The sequence below is a fragment of the Clostridium niameyense genome, from assembly GCF_001243045.1.
GTDB classification, from domain to species: domain Bacteria; phylum Bacillota; class Clostridia; order Clostridiales; family Clostridiaceae; genus Clostridium_F; species Clostridium_F niameyense.
The window spans coordinates 324,978-344,305 of record NZ_LN849007.1; the positions used below are offsets into that span (position 1 = coordinate 324,978).

The 19,328-nt window shown below is 27.4% G+C and carries 17 protein-coding genes; 11 read left to right on the forward strand and 6 right to left on the reverse strand.

Going from position 1 to position 19,328, the window contains the following annotated elements:
- Positions 1-157 precede the first annotated feature (157 nt).
- Complete coding sequence (locus tag BN1711_RS02600; protein WP_050606633.1) at positions 158-853, reverse strand: L,D-transpeptidase family protein; 696 nt, start codon at positions 851-853, stop codon at positions 158-160.
- A gap of 224 nt (positions 854-1,077) precedes the next feature.
- Between BN1711_RS02600 and BN1711_RS02605 the strand changes: the two genes are divergently transcribed.
- From BN1711_RS02605 to fsa, 7 genes are all read left to right on the forward strand, one after another.
- Entirely contained in the window at positions 1,078-3,204 is a 2,127-nt protein-coding gene (locus BN1711_RS02605) for a BglG family transcription antiterminator (RefSeq protein ID WP_050606634.1), read from the forward strand.
- 20 nt (positions 3,205-3,224) lie between these two features.
- Positions 3,225-4,043: a transketolase gene (locus BN1711_RS02610; RefSeq protein ID WP_050606635.1), complete on the forward strand. Its 819-nt coding sequence runs from the start codon at positions 3,225-3,227 to the stop codon at positions 4,041-4,043.
- A gap of 13 nt (positions 4,044-4,056) precedes the next feature.
- Positions 4,057-4,983 (forward strand): transketolase family protein, encoded by a 927-nt coding sequence (locus BN1711_RS02615; RefSeq protein WP_050606636.1) that lies wholly within the window; start codon positions 4,057-4,059, stop codon positions 4,981-4,983.
- A 225-nt stretch (positions 4,984-5,208) separates the two neighbouring features.
- Positions 5,209-5,661, forward strand: a complete 453-nt coding sequence (locus tag BN1711_RS02620) for a PTS sugar transporter subunit IIA (RefSeq protein ID WP_050606637.1) — start codon at positions 5,209-5,211, stop codon at positions 5,659-5,661.
- A 19-nt stretch (positions 5,662-5,680) separates the two neighbouring features.
- Positions 5,681-5,965: a PTS sugar transporter subunit IIB gene (locus tag BN1711_RS02625; RefSeq protein ID WP_050606638.1), complete on the forward strand. Its 285-nt coding sequence runs from the start codon at positions 5,681-5,683 to the stop codon at positions 5,963-5,965.
- Positions 5,966-6,029: 64 nt separating this feature from the next.
- Positions 6,030-7,289 (forward strand): PTS ascorbate transporter subunit IIC, encoded by a 1,260-nt coding sequence (locus tag BN1711_RS02630; RefSeq protein WP_050606639.1) that lies wholly within the window; start codon positions 6,030-6,032, stop codon positions 7,287-7,289.
- 29 nt (positions 7,290-7,318) lie between these two features.
- Positions 7,319-7,957 (forward strand): fructose-6-phosphate aldolase, encoded by a 639-nt coding sequence (gene fsa, locus BN1711_RS02635; protein ID WP_050606640.1) that lies wholly within the window; start codon positions 7,319-7,321, stop codon positions 7,955-7,957.
- Between the two features lie 74 nt (positions 7,958-8,031).
- Here fsa and BN1711_RS02640 read toward each other — a convergent pair whose 3' ends face one another.
- Positions 8,032-8,628 (reverse strand): flavin reductase family protein, encoded by a 597-nt coding sequence (locus tag BN1711_RS02640; RefSeq protein ID WP_050606641.1) that lies wholly within the window; start codon positions 8,626-8,628, stop codon positions 8,032-8,034.
- A 24-nt stretch (positions 8,629-8,652) separates the two neighbouring features.
- Complete coding sequence (locus tag BN1711_RS02645; protein WP_050606642.1) at positions 8,653-9,150, reverse strand: QueT transporter family protein; 498 nt, start codon at positions 9,148-9,150, stop codon at positions 8,653-8,655.
- A 205-nt stretch (positions 9,151-9,355) separates the two neighbouring features.
- On the opposite strand from BN1711_RS02645, the gene BN1711_RS02650 reads away from it, so the two are divergent.
- Genes BN1711_RS02650 through BN1711_RS02660 form a run of 3 tightly spaced genes read left to right on the forward strand, consistent with a single transcriptional unit; the run spans position 9,356 to position 12,649 of the window.
- Positions 9,356-10,585 (forward strand): M16 family metallopeptidase, encoded by a 1,230-nt coding sequence (locus tag BN1711_RS02650; protein WP_050606643.1) that lies wholly within the window; start codon positions 9,356-9,358, stop codon positions 10,583-10,585.
- Between the two features lie 20 nt (positions 10,586-10,605).
- The gene (gene recX / locus BN1711_RS02655) at positions 10,606-11,442 is read left to right on the forward strand and encodes a recombination regulator RecX (RefSeq protein WP_050606644.1); all 837 of its coding nucleotides are present in this window, start codon (positions 10,606-10,608) and stop codon (positions 11,440-11,442) included.
- Between the two features lie 25 nt (positions 11,443-11,467).
- Positions 11,468-12,649: a transglutaminase-like domain-containing protein gene (locus tag BN1711_RS02660; protein ID WP_050606645.1), complete on the forward strand. Its 1,182-nt coding sequence runs from the start codon at positions 11,468-11,470 to the stop codon at positions 12,647-12,649.
- A 22-nt stretch (positions 12,650-12,671) separates the two neighbouring features.
- Here the strand turns inward: BN1711_RS02660 and BN1711_RS02665 are convergent, their stop codons facing one another.
- From BN1711_RS02665 to BN1711_RS02675, 3 genes are all read right to left on the reverse strand, one after another.
- Positions 12,672-13,034, reverse strand: a complete 363-nt coding sequence (locus tag BN1711_RS02665; RefSeq protein WP_050606646.1) for a tetratricopeptide repeat protein — start codon at positions 13,032-13,034, stop codon at positions 12,672-12,674.
- A 173-nt stretch (positions 13,035-13,207) separates the two neighbouring features.
- Entirely contained in the window at positions 13,208-14,011 is an 804-nt protein-coding gene (locus BN1711_RS02670; protein ID WP_050606647.1) for an ABC transporter permease, read from the reverse strand.
- Positions 14,008-14,769, reverse strand: coding sequence for an ABC transporter ATP-binding protein (locus BN1711_RS02675; protein ID WP_050606648.1), 762 nt, complete (start codon positions 14,767-14,769; stop codon positions 14,008-14,010). Before BN1711_RS02675 ends, BN1711_RS02670 begins: the two co-directional genes overlap by 4 nt.
- Positions 14,770-15,011: 242 nt before the next feature.
- Here BN1711_RS02675 and BN1711_RS02680 point away from each other — a divergent pair, with 242 nt between their 5' ends.
- On the forward strand, positions 15,012-19,298 hold the full coding sequence (locus BN1711_RS02680; RefSeq protein ID WP_050606649.1) for a 2-hydroxyacyl-CoA dehydratase: 4,287 nt from the start codon (positions 15,012-15,014) through the stop codon (positions 19,296-19,298).
- The last annotated feature ends 30 nt before the right edge of the window (positions 19,299-19,328 follow it).

The following is a 19,328-nucleotide window of genomic DNA, read 5'->3' on the forward strand; positions in this document are numbered from 1 at the left end:
TTAAAAAAACATATGTTGGGTTTATTAGTTAATCTATAGTATTTATTAATATTTTAAAGCTTTTTTATTATATAATTAATGATTTTAATTTTATTAGAATTTGTAAATAAATCTTAATTGTGAAATGAATTTAGAAAGGAGTTAAGTATGAATAATATTATTCTATAAGTTGTACTCCTAATTGTTTATAAAAAGAGGAATTTATAGTATCACAAATATAGAGATTATTATCTTTTTGAAACTTATGTACTATCATTCTCATATTTTCTCCATAAATTCCATCAGGGTTACCATTATAGTAGCCCTTCTGCTTTAGTAGTCTTTGAACTTCATAAACATCAGAACCAGTCATACCAGGTCGTATAGGTCTTAAATATTCTCCAAAGTTTCCAAAAGGACCACCCCATATTATCACAGTAGTTCCGTAGGGAATAATATCATACAATTCAATAACATCTTTATTATTCATACGAATGCACCCATGAGAGGCTCTATGTCCTATTGAATTAGGTCTATTAGTTCCGTGAATACCATAAGTACCCCAAGGAACATTTAGTCCCATCCATCGTCCACCAAAGCCAGATCCCCAAGTACCTTTGTTTATTATTTTCCAAGTTCCTATAGGAGAAGGTGTAGAAACTTTTCCACTGGCTATATTATAGCTTTTTACTATAATACTGTTTTTAAATACATCTAATCTGTTAGAAGTTAAATCTATAAAAATTGCAATATTTTTATTATTACTAGAATTATTTTTTGTATTAATATCTTTTTTATATCCTATATATATTAAAACTATTTCTATAGCAAGTATAAAAATTAAAATAAATAATATTTTTTTAAATTTAGACATGAAAATCCCCCCTCTTATGATAGTAGTATATGCACTGGTATGAGATAAGATAATTATAAAAAACTAAAAATTATTCTAAAAATTTTTTAAAATTTTTAAATATAATTTTATAATTATTTAAAGGTTCAATTTTTCAATTTTAATAGGAAGAAAAGATTACTTATATCTAATATTATATAGAAGATATATTATATATAATAAGAAGTGAAAGGATTGAATGTGATATGGAACTCAATAAGGATTGTATTCAAATATTACAGTACTTAGTAGAAAAAAATGATTTTGTAAAGATAAGCGAAATAGCTAAAAAATATAAGGTAACTAATAGAGCTATAAGATACAAAATAGATAAGATAGAACAGTTTTTAATAAAAAATAATTTTGGATATTTAAATAGAAAGTATAGAAAAGGAATAAGAGTACCAAAGGATGAAAATTTAAAGATTTATTTAAATAAATTTATAGGAGAATATACTCCATATAAATATGTTTATTCAAAAGAAGAAAGACATTTACATATGTTACTTAAATTACTTCAATGTAATACTCCAATAAAAATGAGATTTTTTGAAAAGAAATTATGTGTATCTAAAAATACTCTGCTAAAAGAATTAGATTCAATTGATGAGTGGCTAAAGAAAAGAAATTTAACTTTAGTGAGAAAACCTAAAATAGGAATGATTGTAGAAGGAAGTGAAATAGATAAACGTAACGCTGTTGTAAAAATAATATCTCAATCAACATCATCAGAAGATTTATTGAATTATGTTTCTAGAAAGTCAATTCAATCAAAAATAAATAATTTGCAATTTGATACATTGTTTTCTGATATAGATATAGATTTTATAGATAGTCTAATAAGAAGAGCAGAGATAGAATTAAAAAGAGAATTTAGTGATGAAGCCTATGGAGGATTAATTACACATTTATCAATAATGATAAAGAGAGTACAACTTAATAAAGATATATATTTACCTAATTTTAATGAAAATATAGTTAAGGAAACAAAAGAATATCAAGTTTCTAGAAGCATTATTGAAAATATAGAAAGGCATTATAATATTAAAATACCAGAATGTGAAATAAGCTATATAGTCATACATTTATTAGGTGCAAAAGTTTTAAAGAATATCTCTAAGGGACAAAGTAAGTATAACGATAGCGAACTTAAAAAAGTAGTTAATTTAATGACAGAATATGTAGAGATGGCTTATGAAATTAAATTTGAAAAAGAAAAAAACGGTTTAATAGAGGGGTTAATACTTCATTTAAGACCGAGTATATATAGAATAAAATACGGATCAAGTCTTATAAATCCATTATTTCATAAAATAAAAACTAAATATAGTGAGTTATTTAAGATAGTTAAAGCAGCTAGCAAATACTTAGAAGAGTTTATAGGTTCACCATTAAGTGAACATGAGATTTCATATATAGTTTTACATTATGGTGCGGCGTTGAGGCTCTATGAACAAAGGAAAAGTAAAAAAGCTAAGGTGATTATTGTTTGTGGAACAGGTATTGGTACATCAAAGATGATAGCTGCAAGTATTTTTCAAAAATTTCAAGTAGAAATTATAGGAACATATGCTAGTAGAAATATTAATAAAAATATATTAAAGACTTGTGATTATATAATTAGTACTATAGATATACCTAATCTTGAAAAAGATGATTATATCAAAATTAGTCCACTTTTAAGTGAAAAGGACTTCTTAATTTTAAATAAATATTTATTATCGATAGTTAAAAAAACTAATTCTAGTAATGAAATTGAAAAGACAAATAAAATTATTAATATAATAAAAAAGTATGGAGATATAAAAGACGAAGAACAATTAAAATATGAAATAATGTATGAGTTAAAAAGAAAAAATGAGAAATTTCCAGAAGAAAAAAGAGAAATTTCATTATCAGAACTTTTAAGAAAAGAAACTATAGAAGTAAAATTAAATTGTAAAGATTGGGAAGATGTTATTTTAAATGCTACTAGGCCTTTAGAAAAAAAGAATTATATAACCTATAAGTATACTGAAGAAATAATAAAAAATTTAAAAAAATTAGGTCCTTATATGGTCATTGCACCGGGAGTTTGTTTAGCTCATGCTAATTTGCCAGAAGAAATTAACCATACATCTATGAGTTTTATTAATTTGAAGTATCCCATTAAATTTCATAGCAAATTTAATGATCCAGTGAAAATTGTACTAACTTTTGCAACTAAAGATAAAGAGTCACATATATATGCTCTTTCTCAATTTATGGATATAATAAATAATTCCAATGAATTGCAAAAACTTATGAATGCTTCATCTAAGGATGAGGTATTAAAGATAATAAATAAATATTAATAGGAATGGGGGAAAATATTATGAGGATAGAGGAAGAAAAGTTTTTAATTAAAAAATGTAAAAAAATAAGAAGATTATTAGTAGAGGAAATAAATAGTGTAGGAAAAGGGCATTATGGTGGTAGCTTATCAATAGTTGAAGTTCTAATACTTTTATATAATAAAGAAATGAATATAGATCCTTTGAATTCTAAAAAAGAGGGCAGAGATAGATTGGTACTATCTAAAGGGCATGCAGGTCCAGCATTATATGCAGTTTTAGCAGATAAAGGATATATAAAAGAAAAAGAACTTCTTACTTTAAATAAAGAAAATACCCTTCTTCCAAGTCATTGTGATATGAATAGAACTAATGGGGTAGATATGACAACTGGGTCTTTAGGACAAGGTATCAGTTGTGCTGTTGGAATGGCTAAGGCATCAAAAATAAAAAAGGATAATGCTTATATTTATTGTATAGTTGGAGACGGAGAATGTAATGAAGGACAAGTTTGGGAAGCAGCACTTTCAGCAGCACATTTTGGACTTGATAATTTAATTACTTTTGTGGATTATAATAAATTTCAACTAGATGGAAAGATAGAAGATATTATGAATATGCATCCAATGGATGATAAATGGAAATCCTTTGGATGGCACGTTATATCAGTAGATGGCCATAATTTAAAAGATATACATAGTGCAATAGAAGAAGGTAAAAAACATGAAAAGCCAGTAGCAATTATTTTAGAGACTAAAAAAGGAAAAGGAGTTTCAGTAGTTGAAAGAGCAGGACATAAATGTCATAGTATGGGTTTAACTGAAGAGGAATATAAGAATTCAATAGAGGAATTAAGCTAGGGGGATTTTTGTTATGGAAATGAGAAAAGTATTGTGTGAGGTAATGGAAGAGTTAATGAATAAGCATGATAATATTGTGTTTATGGATGGTGATTTAGCGGAAGCTAATGGTACGATGCCTCTTAGGGAGATATTTAAGGAAAGAGCTTTTGATACTGGAATTAGTGAGCAAAATATGGCATCTATGGCTGCAGGAATGAGTTCTTATGGAATGAATCCATATATATGCACATTTACAGCATTTTCAACTAGAAGAATATGTGATCAAATAGCAATTTCAATGTCTTATGCAAAGCAAAATGTAAAAATAATAGGAACAGATGCGGGAATTTCTTCAGAGCTTAATGGAGGAACTCATATGAGCTTTGAGGATATTGGAGTATTAAGAAGTATACCAGGGGTTACTATTATAGATATTGCAGATGAATTTCAACTAAGAGAAGCTCTATATAAAACTGTAGATTATAAAGGAGTAGTATATTTAAGAATTCCAAGAAAGCAAGTACCTAAAATATATGATGATAATTATAAATTTAATTTATCTAAAGGAGATATAATTTCTAAAGGAAGGGATGTAACTATTTTTTCTACAGGGATTATGTGTAAATCTGCTATTGAGGCTTGTGATATTTTAAAGCAAGAAGGAATTAGTGCAGAAGTAATAAACATTCATACTATAAAGCCAATAGATGATGAAATAGTCACAAAATCTTTAGAAAAAACTAAAGCGGCAGTAACTTGTGAAAATCATAATATTTTAGGTGGTCTTTATAGTTCTATTTGTGAAATAGTATGTAGAAACAAACCTGTTCCAATTGAGCCAATTGGAATAGTTGATCATTTTGGGGAAGTAGGAAATATGAAATTTCTTTCGAAGAAATATAAAATGACTACTGAGGATATAGTATTAGCATGCAAAAAGGTTATAAATAAGAAATAATAAAATATTGATGAAAAAGATAAAGTAATAAATTGCTTTCTGTATAATTTATTACTTTGTTTTTTATTTTTATTTCATAAACAGAGCATATATTTTTTAGTTCAAATTTTCCTTTTTAAATTGAAATAGAAGGTGTTGTAAACATATTCAAACTACTATAGAAATTATATATAATAAAGATACGTTAAGGAGAAATAATCTAAACTAGAAATGGAAGTGAATTATGTGATCGGAGATTTAGTGGTAAAAGATTTTATAAAAGTAAAGCAAAAATGTACAAGTTGGCAAAATGCTATAGAAATGGGAACCCTACTCTTAGAGGAGAAAGATATTATTGATAAAAATTATAAGTATGCAATAATTAATAATTTTAAGAAGTTAGGTCCCTATATGGTAATAGCACCTGGAATTGTATTATCACATGCAAGACCGGAGGACGGAGTAAATAAAACTGGAATTAGTATAGTTACATTAAAAGAGCCGATAAGTTTTGGAAGTGACCAAAATGATCCTGTAAAATTAATAGTTACATTAGCAGCTAAAGATAATACGAGTCATTTAGAATTGCTTTCAAACTTAATGGATATATTTATGAATTCAAATGATTTAAATAAAATATTTGAAGCAGAGTCAGAAGAGAAAATTTTAGAAGTATTAAAGGAATATAAAGAAAATTAAATTTTGGGAGGAATTATTTATGAAAATATTAGTATGTTGTGGAAGTGGACTAGGAAGTAGTTTTATGATCGAGATGAACATAAAGAAGGTTATTAATGAGTTAAATCTAAGTGGCATAGAGGTAAATCATTCAGATCTTGCTTCAGCAAAAGGGATTCAAGCAGATATATATGTTGGTACAAGAGATATAGCTGTAAGATTAGAAGATTTAGGAGGAGAAGTTGTTTCATTGAATAATATGATAGATATTAATGAATTAAAAGAAAAATTAATAGAAGTATTGAGGAAATTAAATTACATGTAATTAAGTATTAGGCTTTTATTGCAGAAAATGATTCAGAATAAAAAGAAAAAGGGGATGAAATTTTATGTTAAAGTTTTTGTTGGATATATTAAGTACTCCAGCAATATTAGTTGGACTAGTTGCTTTAGTAGGTCTTATATTTCAAAAAAAATCAACATCTGATTGTGTTACGGGAACAATTAAGACTATAATGGGGTTTTTAGTACTTGGTGGAGGAGCAGAAATTGTTGTTAAAGCTTTGGATTACTTTAGTAAGATGTTCCAATATGGATTTGGAATTACTGGAATAGTCCCTAATAATGAGGCTATAGTAGGAATGGCATTAAAAGATTATGGCACTCAAACAGCATTAATAATGGCTTTAGGTATGTTGATAAATATATTAATAGCTAGATATACAAAGATGAAGTACATATTTTTAACAGGACATCATACATTATATATGTCTTGTATGTTAGCAGCAATATTAATTGCTGGAGGGGTCAAAGGAACTTCTTTGGTTATAATAGGTTCAGTATTATTAGGATTTATAATGGCTTTAATGCCAGCTTTGGCTCAGCCAATTATGAGAAAGATAACTGGTGTAGATGATATTGCATTTGGTCACTTTGGAACTTTTGGATATATTATATCAGCATGTGTTGCAAAAGTTGTAGGTAAGGATTCTAAATCAACAGAAGAAATGAAGTTTCCACAAGGATTAACTTTTTTAAGAGATACATCAGTTGCAATAAGTTTAACTATGTCAATATTATATTTAATAGTTTCAATAGCAGCAGGACCTACATATGTAGGAAAGTTAAGTGGAGGACAAAATTTTATAGTATTTTCATTAATTCAAGCAATTACATTTGCAGGTGGGGTTTATATAATACTTGCGGGAGTAAGATTAATATTAGGTGAAATAGTTCCAGCATTTAGAGGAATAGCTATGAAGTTAGTTCCTAATGCAAAACCAGCGTTAGATTGTCCAGTAGTATTTCCTTATGCCCCTAACGCAGTTTTAATAGGTTTCTTATCAAGTTTTCTTGGTGGAATAGTTGGAATGTTTATATTAATAGCTTTAAAAGCACCAGTTATATTACCAGGGGTTGTGCCTCATTTCTTTTGTGGGGCAACAGCAGGAGTATTTGGAAACGCTGTTGGAGGGAAAAGAGGAGCTATATTAGGAGCCTTTGTACATGGAATAATAATAACATTTTTACCAGCATTATTACTTCCAACTTTAGGTGGACTTGGATATGTAGGAACTACATTTAGTGATGCGGATTTTGGAGTAATAGGCACAATACTTGCCAAGATAATATCATTATTTAGATTTTAATATAAGTAAACAGAGAGGAATGATTATAAATGAAACTATTTATAGATACAGCCATTGTTGATGAAATCAAAGAAATAAATGATATGGGAATTATTTGTGGAGTAACTACAAATCCTTCTTTAATAGTTAAATCGGGACGAGTATTTGAAGAAGTAATACAAGAGATTACAAATATAGTAGACGGACCTATAAGTGCAGAAGTAACAGGAGTTACTTCTGAGGAAATGGTTGAAGAGGGATTAGAATTATCAAAGCTTCATAAGAATATAGTTATTAAGATTCCTATGACAGAGGAGGGCTTAAAAGCAACAAAGAAATTAAAATCAAAAGGAATAGACGTAAATGTAACTTTAATATTTTCAGCTCCTCAAGCCTTACTTGCAGCAAGAGCAGGAGCTAGATATGTAAGTCCATTTTTAGGAAGATTGGATGATATTGGAATGGATGGAATACATCTTATAGAAGAAATTTCAGAAATGTTTAGTATTCATGGTATAGAAACAGAAATAATAGCAGCAAGCATCAGAAATTCTATACACATTACTAGATCTGCAATAGCAGGGGCTGATATAGCTACTGTTCCATACAAAATATTAAAGCAAATGATAAAACATCCATTAACTAACGTTGGAATAGAAAAATTTATGAAGGATTGGAATTCAAAATAATTTAAAAACATAATATTACTCATATATAAAAATATAGGTGTGACCACACCTATATTTTTATATACGAATTTATTTTACGATTTTTTGTGTTTATGTTTTTTAGATTTCTTTTTTTGTACCGAATATCCAAATTTGCCAATGGATTTTTCAGGAAGAGGAAAATATTCTCCATGAGAATAACACATTAAATTAGCTTTTTCAAAATGTATTTTTCCTTTTGTATCTATTAGATCTTCATTTACGTTTACACATAAGATTTCACATAAAAATAAATCATGTGTTCCTAAAGGAATTATATTTTTAACTTTACATTCCAAATTTATGGGACATTCTTCTATATAAGGTACAGTAACTTCACTAGAATTATGTAATGTAAAGTTACAATTTTTAATTTTATCTTCATTTTTACCAGAACGCACTCCACAATAATCTACTGCTTTTACCATATTTTTAGAAGGAAGGTTTACTACAAGATTAGAACTTTCCTTTATATATTTATAAGAAAGCCTTTCTGGTCTTATAGCTATGCTAATTATAGGTGGTTTAGTACATGCCGTTCCTATCCAACCTACAGTAAAAACATTTGTATTATTTTCTTCTTCTTTTGATGTAATTAATGCAATAGGTACTGGGTTTAACATAGCGCTACCTTTAAATTTTACTTTTGCCATAGATTATAAACTCCTTAATTTATATTAATTATCAAAGTAAGATAAAAGTTTTTCATTTTTTTCTATAATAGATAAAAGCAATAATCCTAGTATATAACAAGAAATTGCTTCACCAATACCTACCCATAACATAGACAATAATAAAGGTAATCTTAAAGTATACTTTAAAACTAATCCTATTACTATAGCGTTTATTATTATAGGTGGAAGAGGAGCAATGAATTTTTTATGTTTTAAATTACTCTTACCTATATAATAAGTTAATATAGCTGCAATTAATGTAGCTAAGGAACCAAAAATTATATCAATTATACCATTGCCTCCTATTAAATTAGATATTATACATCCAATAAAAACTCCCCATATAGAATATGAAGAAAAGAAAGGTAATAAAACTAAAGCTTCAGATACCCTTATTTGAAGTTGACCATAACTTATAGGGGCAAGTAGTACGGTTAATGCAGTATAAATTGCCGCTATTAACGATGAGAAAACAAGTTTGTAAATTTTTTTATTATACATTTTAACACCTCCATAGTTTTGCTTAAAGACAGGATGGTTTCGAACTGTCTATATTTCAAAATAATACCTATATAGTTTAATACTTTTATTTTTTAACGTCAAATGAAATTATCAAGTTTTAAGTATATAATATTGTAGATAGTATGTACATATATGAAGTTATAAATTATAATTATGTAAATATAAAAAATAAAGGGGATTATAAATGTTTGATGCTAAAAAAAATGTTCTTGATAATGGAATAAAGTTGATTACTATAAAAAAGGATACACAGATGATGTCCATTCATATGGGTATAAAAATAGGAGCTATATACGAAGGAAAAAATGAAAAAGGGATTTCTCATTTTATAGAACATATGCTTTTTAAAGGTACTAGTTCAAGGAATAATGAAGTATTAAATAAAGAGTTAGAAGCTCTAGGTGGAGAGTATAATGCCTATACTGATAATAGTTCTACAGTATTTAGTATAACAGCTTTAAAAGATGAAGTAGAAAAGTCTATAGAATTGTTATCAGATATGCTTAAAAACTCTATATTAGATGAAAAAGAAATAGAAAAGGAAAGAGAAGTTATATTAGCGGAAATAAGATCATGTAAAGATGACATAGAGGACTTTAGCTTTAAAAAAACAAATGAAGCAGCATTTAAAGATAGTCCTTTAAGATATGATATTTTAGGTAATGAAAATACTGTAAAAAGTTTTGATAAAAATGAATTAAAAAACTTTTATGAAAAATATTATGTGCCTAATAATTCATATATAGCTATTGTGTCTCCATTTCCTCATGAATATGTAATAGATCTGGTAAAAAAGTATTTTAAAGAGTGGATTTATAAAGAATTTAATAGAAACACTGTATTGGAAGAGTGTAATATTCCAATTAACAAGATATCCTATAGAAAAGATATAGAGCAAAGTACAATAGTTTATTTATTTACTTTTTATGGACTAGATAAGAAAGAAGAATTAGCCTTAAAAATATTAAGTTATAAATTAGGAGAAAGTTCCAATTCCATACTTTTTAGAGAACTTAGAGAAAAAAGAGGCTTTGCTTATGATATATATACAGATTTAGATTTATCAGCACATGTTAAGACCTTTTATATATATACATCTATTTCCAAGGAAAATTTAGATTCCGCTATTGAAGTTATAGATGAATGTATTAATAATATAAAAGAAAGAAAAATAAGGTTTGAAAAGGATACTATTGATTTAATGAAAAAAACATTAAAAACAGCTATAGCATTTACATTAGAAGATGTTACTGATTTAGGAAACTATGCCCTTCACCAGTCTATAGATGGTGAAGATTTGTTTCAATTTTATAAGGACATAGAAGATTTAAACAATATGGAAAAGGAAGATATTTATAAAATAGCAAGTAAGGTATTAAGAAACCCTACTATACATGTACTTTTAAATAATTAAATTACTTTTGGAGGGTTAATATGGATAAAGTAATAACAAAAATAGAATGGCAAAAAAGAAATAAGGATAGAGTTAATATATATATTAATGAAGAATTTGCCTTTGCTTGTAGTGGAGAATTAATTTATTATCATAACTTAAAAAAAGGATTGAAAGTAGATGAGGATAAATTATCCTCTATTATAAAAGAAGATAATTATATGAAATGTAAAAATTATTCTTTAAAGTTAATAGAGAAAAGCTTAAAAACAGAAAAATATATTGAAGATAAACTTAAAGAAAAAGAATATACAAATGATTGTATAAAAAGAGTTATGGAGTTTTTAAAAAGTTATAATTTTATAGATGACAGTCGATATGTAGATTTATTTATAAGAGAAAAAATTAATAGTTGTGGAAGAAATAAAATAAGATACTCTTTATTAAAAAAAGGTATAAAAGAGGAGTTATTGAATAGTAAAATAAGTGATATTGATATAGATAAAGAAGAAGTAGTAGCATATAAATTAGCTTACAAAAAGTATGATATAATATCTAAAAGAGAAAAAAATCTTATGAAAATATATAAAAAAATATGGGACTATCTAATATATAGAGGTTATACCTTAAGTGTAATAGAAAATGTAGTAAATAAATTAAAAAAGAATAATATAAGTTTAGTAGAAAATAAAAGAGAAGAAAGAAAGTATAATATTGATGAAATATATAACATTGCAACAAGAAGGTATAATATTATAATAAAGTCTGAAAGAGATGAACAAAAAATATATAGAAAACTGTATAATTATCTTTTAAGACGAGGATATGGTTTTGAGGAAGTTAAAAAAGTCGTAAACAGTGTTATTCATAAAACTTAGGATAAGAATGAGGTTGGTGATGTGAATGAAATATAATCCAATAAATTTAATATTGTTGTTAGTATTTTTATTTCCTATATTAAAGGGATTCCTCTATAAATTTTCTTCCAGAGACTTAAAATCAGATATTGAGGAAACTAATAAGACGATAGCTTTTATATTATCCTTATTTTTAGGTGTATATTATGGAAGAAAAATATTTATGGATCATAGTAGTGGTTTATATAAAGAAATATATATTAAAATACCAGACAATATAATTAGATATATAGATAATAATCAATTTATTATTTATATAGTTATAATACCGTTACTTACATTTATAGTATATAAGATTATAGAAATAATTTTACATGCTATAAATTCTGTAACAATATATATATTATTGGATAAACTAGAAAAATTATTGAAATCCACCAGTAGTTTATTTAAGAGAATTTTAGGAGCTATATTTAATCTACCTAAGTCTATATGTTATGTACTATTGGTTACTTTTACATTAAATATATTTTCTATGTTTGTAAAAAATAATAATTTTAATAGATATCTAGAGATGTCAAAACCTTATAAAAGCATATGCAAACAGATAATAATACCTATTACTAATTCAAAAATAGCAAGAAAATTACCGAATATAATAGATAATTCTTTTAAAATACAGATAAAAGAAATACAACCTAAAAATACTGGAAAGAATAGTACAAGTAAAACCCACGGAAGTAAAACTATAGTATATTACAATGGAGTTACTTTAGATGAAGGCGTAAAATCCAATAAAACTATAGACACTTTTGCTAGGGGGTTAGCTGCTAAGGAGGCATCTTCTAAAGAAAAGTCTAAAATTATTTATAATTGGGTTGGCAAGAATATAGCTTATGATCATAATAAGGCTAGTAGAGTTTTAAATGATGATTTCAATGTAAAATCTGGAGCAATAGCAACTTTTCAGACAAGAAAAGGAATATGTTTTGATTATGCCTGCTTGTATGTAGCTATGTGTAAGGCTAATGATATAAAGGTAAGATTAGTTACAGGTGAAGGATTTAATGGAGTAAGTTGGGTAAGTCATGCATGGAATCAAGTATATGTACCGGAAGAAGGAAGATGGGTTAATGTAGATGCTACATTTTATAATGGTGGAAATTATTTTGATACTAAAAGATTTGAAATAGATCATAGGAAGGCTGAGATTATAGGTGAATGGTAATTAAAGACTAGTTAACTAGTCTTTAATTTTGTTTTTCGTGTCTTAAGTTTCTGGTGATTATATTTATAGCTTTTTCACAATCTAAATCATCATTATTTAAAGACCAAGAAAGATTAAAATAAATTAACGCTTTCTTGTTATTTTTAAGCATAGCATAACAATAACCTAAATTAAAAAAATATTTACTATCTTTCTTTTTGTTTATGGCGCTTTTTAACAGAGGAATAGCTTTATTAAATTCTTTTAACTTTATGAAACATACAGCAGCATTATATAGGGAGGAAACTTCATTTTCCTCTATTTTAGCAGCTTTTTTATATAAGTCTATAGCTTTTTTATAATCTTTAGTATTATAATAATGGTTAGCTTTATGAAAGTAACTCATGATTTTTCCTCCTTATGTTTCTAATACATAATTTATATTAATTTATATTAAAAATATTGTTAATATATTCTTTTATGCTTTCGTTAATATGATATCCATAAATGTTATTTTTATACAAAAAGCAATAATAAAGAACAGTATATTCTGCATAATACCGTTCTTTATAGATGGCTTTAATAATTTAATTTTTTGGAAATTTTCTTTTCAAATAATGCTACTCCCTCATACATTAGGTATGCTAGTATAGATAAAATGATTATACTAAACATTACCATATCTAATTGAGAAATTTGTCCACCATATATTATTAAAAATCCTAAACCTTCTTTAGCAACTAGAAATTCCCCCATGATAACTCCTACCCAAGATAATCCTACATTTATTTTTAATGATGCAATTAGTGTAGGAATAGTAGCAGGAATTATTAAATGAATTAATATTTGCCATTTATTTGCACCAAGAGTTCTCATAAGCTTAATTTTATCTTTATCTACTTCATTAAATCCATTTAAAATGCCTATTATAGTAACTACTATAGATATTAATAAAGCTATTAATATTATGGCATTAGTTCCATTGCCTACCCAAAAAATTATAATAGGAGCTAAAGCTACCTTAGGAAGGGCATTTAATACTACTAAATAAGGATCCAATACCTCTGATGCGAAGCTAGACCACCATAGTAGTACTGCTATTAAAGCTCCTAACAGTGTTCCAGATAAGAAACCTACTATTGTTTCATAACAGGTAATTCCTATGTGTCTAAAAAGGGTACCTTCATTATATACTTGTACCATACTTTTCCACATTCTTGAGGGTGTACTTGTTAGGAAAGGATCTATCCAACCCAATCTTCCGGATATTTCCCATAATGCGAAAAACGCTACTAATATTAATAGTCTAGTAATGGTTATTAGTTCTTTTCTCTTGTTTACTTTTTTTATATATATTTGGTGTTCTTTTTTTTCATCTATCATAATGTATTCAGCTCCTTCCATACATTATTAAAATAAACTCTAAATTCTGGAGCTTCTCTACACTTTAAAGGGGAATCATATTGAGTAGAAAGCTCTATGTTTATTTCCTTTTTTAGTTTAGCTGGTCTACTGGATAATACTAATACTCTATCGGACATAGCCACGGCTTCTGAAATATCATGGGTTACCATTATGGCTGTTTTGCCTTCATTTTTTATTATTTTATATATTTCATCACCTATATTTAATCTAGTTTGATAATCAAGAGCAGAAAAAGGCTCATCTAAAAGTAATACTTCAGGATTTAAGGCCAAGGTTCTAATTAGAGCTACCTTTTGTCTCATTCCTCCAGATAATTCATCAGGATGATGATTTTTAAATTCTGATAAACCATAGTTTTCTAATAGTTTTTCTATAAATTCTTTGTTTTTATCATTTAATTTGTGTTGTATCTTAAGACCTAAGGTCACGTTGTGCCAAACTGTAAGCCACTGAAAAAGATGATCTTTTTGAAACATATATCCTATTTTACGAGAAATAGAATTTTGTTTTTCATCATCTATATAAACTTTACCACTAGATGCAGGTATTAATCCTGCAATTATATTTAATAATGTAGATTTTCCACATCCAGAGGGACCTACTATGCTTACAAATTCACCTTCTTTAATAGAAAATGAAATATCTTTTATAGCAGAGGTTGCCCCTTTTAAAGAATGATAGTTCATATATATATTTTTAACTACTACTTTATTCACTATATCATCTCCTAACGAGTTCAATATAACTTTCTTCATATCTCCATTTATTATATGAAAAATTATTAATTTGTGTTATAAAATATAGTGCTTTTACTAGGGTTAAGTGGTTATTTATATTACATAATGTTTAGTTGAATAATGATAATCGAAAGTATATAATATGCATATATATAATATCCATATATAGAAGAAATAGTATTTATAAATTTTAATATATAATAATGTAAAAGGTGAGTGTTATGAAAAAATTATTTCATATGGGATTAGATGTTGGTTCTACTACAGTTAAAATTATTATATTAGATAAAAATAATAAAATTTTATACGGTATTTATAAGAGGCATTTTTCTGATATAAAAAGTACTATAATTGGAATAATTAAAGAAGCATTTAATAAGTTTAAGGACATTGATGTAACTCTTATGGTTACAGGATCTGGAGGACTTTCTGTGTCTAAATGGCTTAAGATACCTTTTATACAAGAAGTGGTGGCTTGTACCAATACCATAAAAAGAATTATACCTCAAACCGATGTAGCTATAGAACTAGGCGGGGAAGATGCAAAAATTACTTTTTTTGACGATGGAGTAGATCAAAGAATGAATGGAACGTGTGCAGGTGGAACTGGAGCTTTTATAGATCAAATGGCATCACTTTTAAAGACTGATGCAAAAGGATTAAATGAAATGGCTAAGAAATATAATGTTATATATCCAATTGCAGCAAGATGTGGAGTATTTGCAAAAACTGATATTCAACCTCTCTTAAATGAGGGCGCTGCTAGAGAAGATATTGCAGCTTCTATATTTCAAGCAGTAGTAAATCAAACTATAAGCGGACTTTCATGTGGGAAAATAATAAAAGGAAATGTAGCATTTTTAGGAGGTCCTCTTTATTTTTTATCAGAACTTAGAAAAAGATTTATAGAAACATTAAAATTAAAAAAAGAAGAAGCTATTTTCCCAGATAATTCTCAATTATTTGTAGCTATGGGAGCAGCTATAGCATCTAAAGAAAAAGCATATACTTTAAGTTTTAAGTCTTTAGTTGAAAGGTTAGAAGCACTAGAGACGGTTAAAGTTGATAGTGTGGAAATCTTATCACCTCTTTTTAAGGATGATAAGGAATATGAAGAGTTCAAACATAGACATAATAAGCATAAAGTGAAACAAGGAGATATAAGTCATTATAAAGGTAATTGTTATCTTGGAATAGATGCAGGGTCTACTACTACTAAAGTGGTTTTAATTGATGAAGAAGGAAAACTTTTATATTCTAAATATGGAAGTAATGAAGGAAGTCCATTAAAATCAGTAATAGAAATATTAAAAGATTTATATGGTAATTTACCTAAAGAGGCTAAGATAATTAATTCTACAGTAACAGGTTATGGTGAAAATTTAATTAAATCTGCTTTGAAGGTTGATATAGGGGAAGTTGAAACTATAGCCCATTATAAGGCAGCAGAATTTTTTAGTCCAGGAGTAGATTTTATATTAGATATTGGTGGACAAGATATGAAATGTTTGATGGTTAAAGACGGAGTAATAGAAAAAATTATGTTAAATGAAGCTTGTTCATCAGGTTGTGGATCCTTTATAGAAACTTTTGCTCATTCTTTAAATATGACTGTACAGGAATTTGCAAGTTGTGCAATTAAGGCTAAGCAACCTGTAGATTTAGGATCTAGATGTACAGTATTTATGAATTCAAAAGTTAAACAAGCTCAAAAGGAAGGAGCAACAGTAGGGGATATATCAGCAGGGTTATCTTATTCTGTAATTAAGAATGCTCTTTTTAAAGTTATTAAAATAAGAGATCCTAAAGCTATGGGAAAAAAGATAATAGTTCAGGGTGGAACTTTTTATAATGATGCTGTGTTAAGAACTTTTGAAATCATATCACAAAGGAAAGCCATAAGACCCGATATAGCAGGTCTTATGGGAGCATTTGGAGCAGCTTTAATAGCTAAGGAAAGATATAAAAAAGGTAAGAAAAGTACACTGAAGACTAAAGATAAATTAGATAATTTTACTGTTAAGGTGGAAATGAAGCGTTGTGGAAAATGTGCAAATAACTGTTTGCTTACTATAAATAGATTTTCAGATGATAGATATTTTGTGTCAGGAAATAGATGTGAAAGAGGAGCAGGAAAAGATATAGAAGATAATAAACTACCAAATTTATATAGGTATAAATATAATAGATTATTTCATCAATATATTCCTATAAAAAAGGAAAAAGCAAAAGATAAGGTTGTTGGAATACCGAGGGTTTTAAATATGTATGAAAACTATCCATTTTGGTTTACTTTTTTTACAACTCTAGGATTTAGAGTTGAATTATCTTCGAGATCATCTAAAAGCTTATACGATTTAGGAATTGATACTATACCTTCAGAATCTGCTTGCTATCCAGCAAAGATAGTACATGGACATATTAAAAATCTTATAAATAGAGGAATTAATTTTATATTTTATCCTTGTATTCCTTTTGAGCAAAAGGAACAGAAAGAAGCCAATAATCATTATAATTGTCCAATGGTTACCTCTTATCCAGAGGTTATAAAAAATAATATGGATTTATTGAAAGAAAAAAATATAAAATTTATGAATCCATTTTTACCTTTAGATAATAAGAAAAGACTTATTAAAAGAATTTATGAGGAGTTAAAAAATAATGGATTTAAATTTGGATTAGATGAAATAAAAAAAGCTATTGAGCTTTCTTATGAAGAAGATTATAAAGTTAAAATGGATATAAGAAAAAAAGGAGAAGAGGTTTTAAATTATTTAAATAGGACGGGCAAAAAAGGAATAGTATTGAGCGGTAGACCTTATCATATAGACCCAGAAATAAATCATGGAATACCTAATATAATCACTTCTCAAGGAATGGCGGTTTTAACTGAAGATTCAGTAGCACATTTAGGAAAAGTAGAAAGACCTCTAAGAGTTGTAGATCAGTGGGTGTATCACTCTAGGCTTTATGCAGCAGCAAGTTTTATAGCTATGCAGAATAATTTAGAACTTATACAGTTAAATTCTTTTGGATGTGGATTAGATGCAGTAACCACAGATCAAGTAGCGGAGATATTAGCAAGATGGGGGAAAATATATACTTCTATAAAAATAGATGAAGGAAGCAATTTAGGAGCTATAAGAATTAGAATACGTTCATTAAGTGCGGCTTTATATGAAAGAAATAAAAAGAATTTTAAGCCAGTTGAACTTTACAGTGCTCCTAAAAGAGTGATATTTACAAAGGAAATGAGAAAAAAACATACTATATTGTGTCCACAAATGTCTCCTATACATTTTCAATTTATACAGGAAGCTTTTAGAGAATCAGGATATTATTTGGATGTATTACCTTCAGTTGATAAAAAATCTATAGATGAAGGATTGAAATATGTAAATAATGATGCATGCTATCCATCCATTATAGTTGTGGGACAAATCATTAAAGCATTAAAATCAGGCAAATATGATTTAAATAATACCTCAGTTATAATAACTCAGACTGGGGGAGGATGCAGGGCTACAAACTATATAGGATTTTTGAGAAAGGCATTAAGAGAGTCTGGTTTTGATAAAATTCCGGTTATATCATTGAATGCAGTGGGATTAGAAAAAAATCCAGGGTTTAAAGTAACACTTTCATTGGCCAATAAATCTTTAATAGCACTCATATATGGTGATCTACTTATGAGAGTACTATACAAAGTTAGACCTTATGAAAAAATTCCTGGTTCGGCTAGTTTATTATATAAAAAGTGGATAAATAGATGCAAAGCAAATATAAAAGACGGATCTATGAAAAAGTTTAAAGAAAATGTTTATGAGTTGGTGAATGACTTTGATAATTTAGAAATAAAAGATATAGTTAAGCCTAAGGTAGGAGTGGTAGGAGAAATATTAGTTAAGTTTCATCCAACAGCTAACAATGATATTGTAAATATTATAGAAAAAGAAGGTGGGGAAGCTGTAGTACCAGATTTATTAGATTTTTTCCTATATTGTTCTTATAATTCTAAATTCAAATATAAATATTTGTCAGGGTCAAGAGGTAATATGATAATGTGTAATATATTAATTAAAATTATTGAGTATTATAGAAAAGAAATGAAACAGGCTCTTAAAAACAGTAATAGATTTTCAGAGCCTAAGGAAATTGATGAATTAGCTAAAGGAGCAAAACAAATATTATCTATAGGAAATCAAACGGGAGAAGGCTGGTTTTTAACTGCGGAAATGATTGAACTTATAGAAAGTGGAGTACCTAATATTATATGTATGCAACCTTTTGCGTGCCTTCCCAATCATGTTACAGGAAAGGGTATGATAAAAGAAATAAGAAGAAAATTTAAGGGAACTAATATAGCTGCTATAGATTATGACCCAGGTGCTAGTGAAGTTAATCAATTAAACAGAATAAAGCTTATGTTATCTGTAGCTTTTGATAAATTAAAGAAGGATGAGTTAAATAAATCTCTAGAACAAACAGCGGTTTCAAAAGAAATATAAAATAAGAGGTAACTTCTTAAATAATTAAGG

Excerpts from the sequence above, each read along its gene's own strand:
- BN1711_RS02600 (WP_050606633.1), bottom strand. The coding sequence starts at position 853 with ATGTCTAAATTTAAAAAAATATTATTTATTTTAATTTTTATACTTGCT.
- BN1711_RS02605 (WP_050606634.1), top strand. The coding sequence starts at position 1,078 with ATGGAACTCAATAAGGATTGTATTCAAATATTACAGTACTTAGTAGAA.
- BN1711_RS02610 (WP_050606635.1), top strand. The coding sequence starts at position 3,225 with ATGAGGATAGAGGAAGAAAAGTTTTTAATTAAAAAATGTAAAAAAATA.
- BN1711_RS02615 (WP_050606636.1), top strand. The coding sequence starts at position 4,057 with ATGGAAATGAGAAAAGTATTGTGTGAGGTAATGGAAGAGTTAATGAAT.
- BN1711_RS02625 (WP_050606638.1), top strand. The coding sequence starts at position 5,681 with ATGAAAATATTAGTATGTTGTGGAAGTGGACTAGGAAGTAGTTTTATG.
- BN1711_RS02630 (WP_050606639.1), top strand. The coding sequence starts at position 6,030 with ATGTTAAAGTTTTTGTTGGATATATTAAGTACTCCAGCAATATTAGTT.
- fsa (WP_050606640.1), top strand. The coding sequence starts at position 7,319 with ATGAAACTATTTATAGATACAGCCATTGTTGATGAAATCAAAGAAATA.
- BN1711_RS02640 (WP_050606641.1), bottom strand. The coding sequence starts at position 8,628 with ATGGCAAAAGTAAAATTTAAAGGTAGCGCTATGTTAAACCCAGTACCT.
- BN1711_RS02645 (WP_050606642.1), bottom strand. The coding sequence starts at position 9,150 with ATGTATAATAAAAAAATTTACAAACTTGTTTTCTCATCGTTAATAGCG.
- BN1711_RS02650 (WP_050606643.1), top strand. The coding sequence starts at position 9,356 with ATGTTTGATGCTAAAAAAAATGTTCTTGATAATGGAATAAAGTTGATT.
- recX (WP_050606644.1), top strand. The coding sequence starts at position 10,606 with ATGGATAAAGTAATAACAAAAATAGAATGGCAAAAAAGAAATAAGGAT.
- BN1711_RS02660 (WP_050606645.1), top strand. The coding sequence starts at position 11,468 with ATGAAATATAATCCAATAAATTTAATATTGTTGTTAGTATTTTTATTT.
- BN1711_RS02665 (WP_050606646.1), bottom strand. The coding sequence starts at position 13,034 with ATGAGTTACTTTCATAAAGCTAACCATTATTATAATACTAAAGATTAT.
- BN1711_RS02670 (WP_050606647.1), bottom strand. The coding sequence starts at position 14,011 with ATGATAGATGAAAAAAAAGAACACCAAATATATATAAAAAAAGTAAAC.
- BN1711_RS02680 (WP_050606649.1), top strand. The coding sequence starts at position 15,012 with ATGAAAAAATTATTTCATATGGGATTAGATGTTGGTTCTACTACAGTT.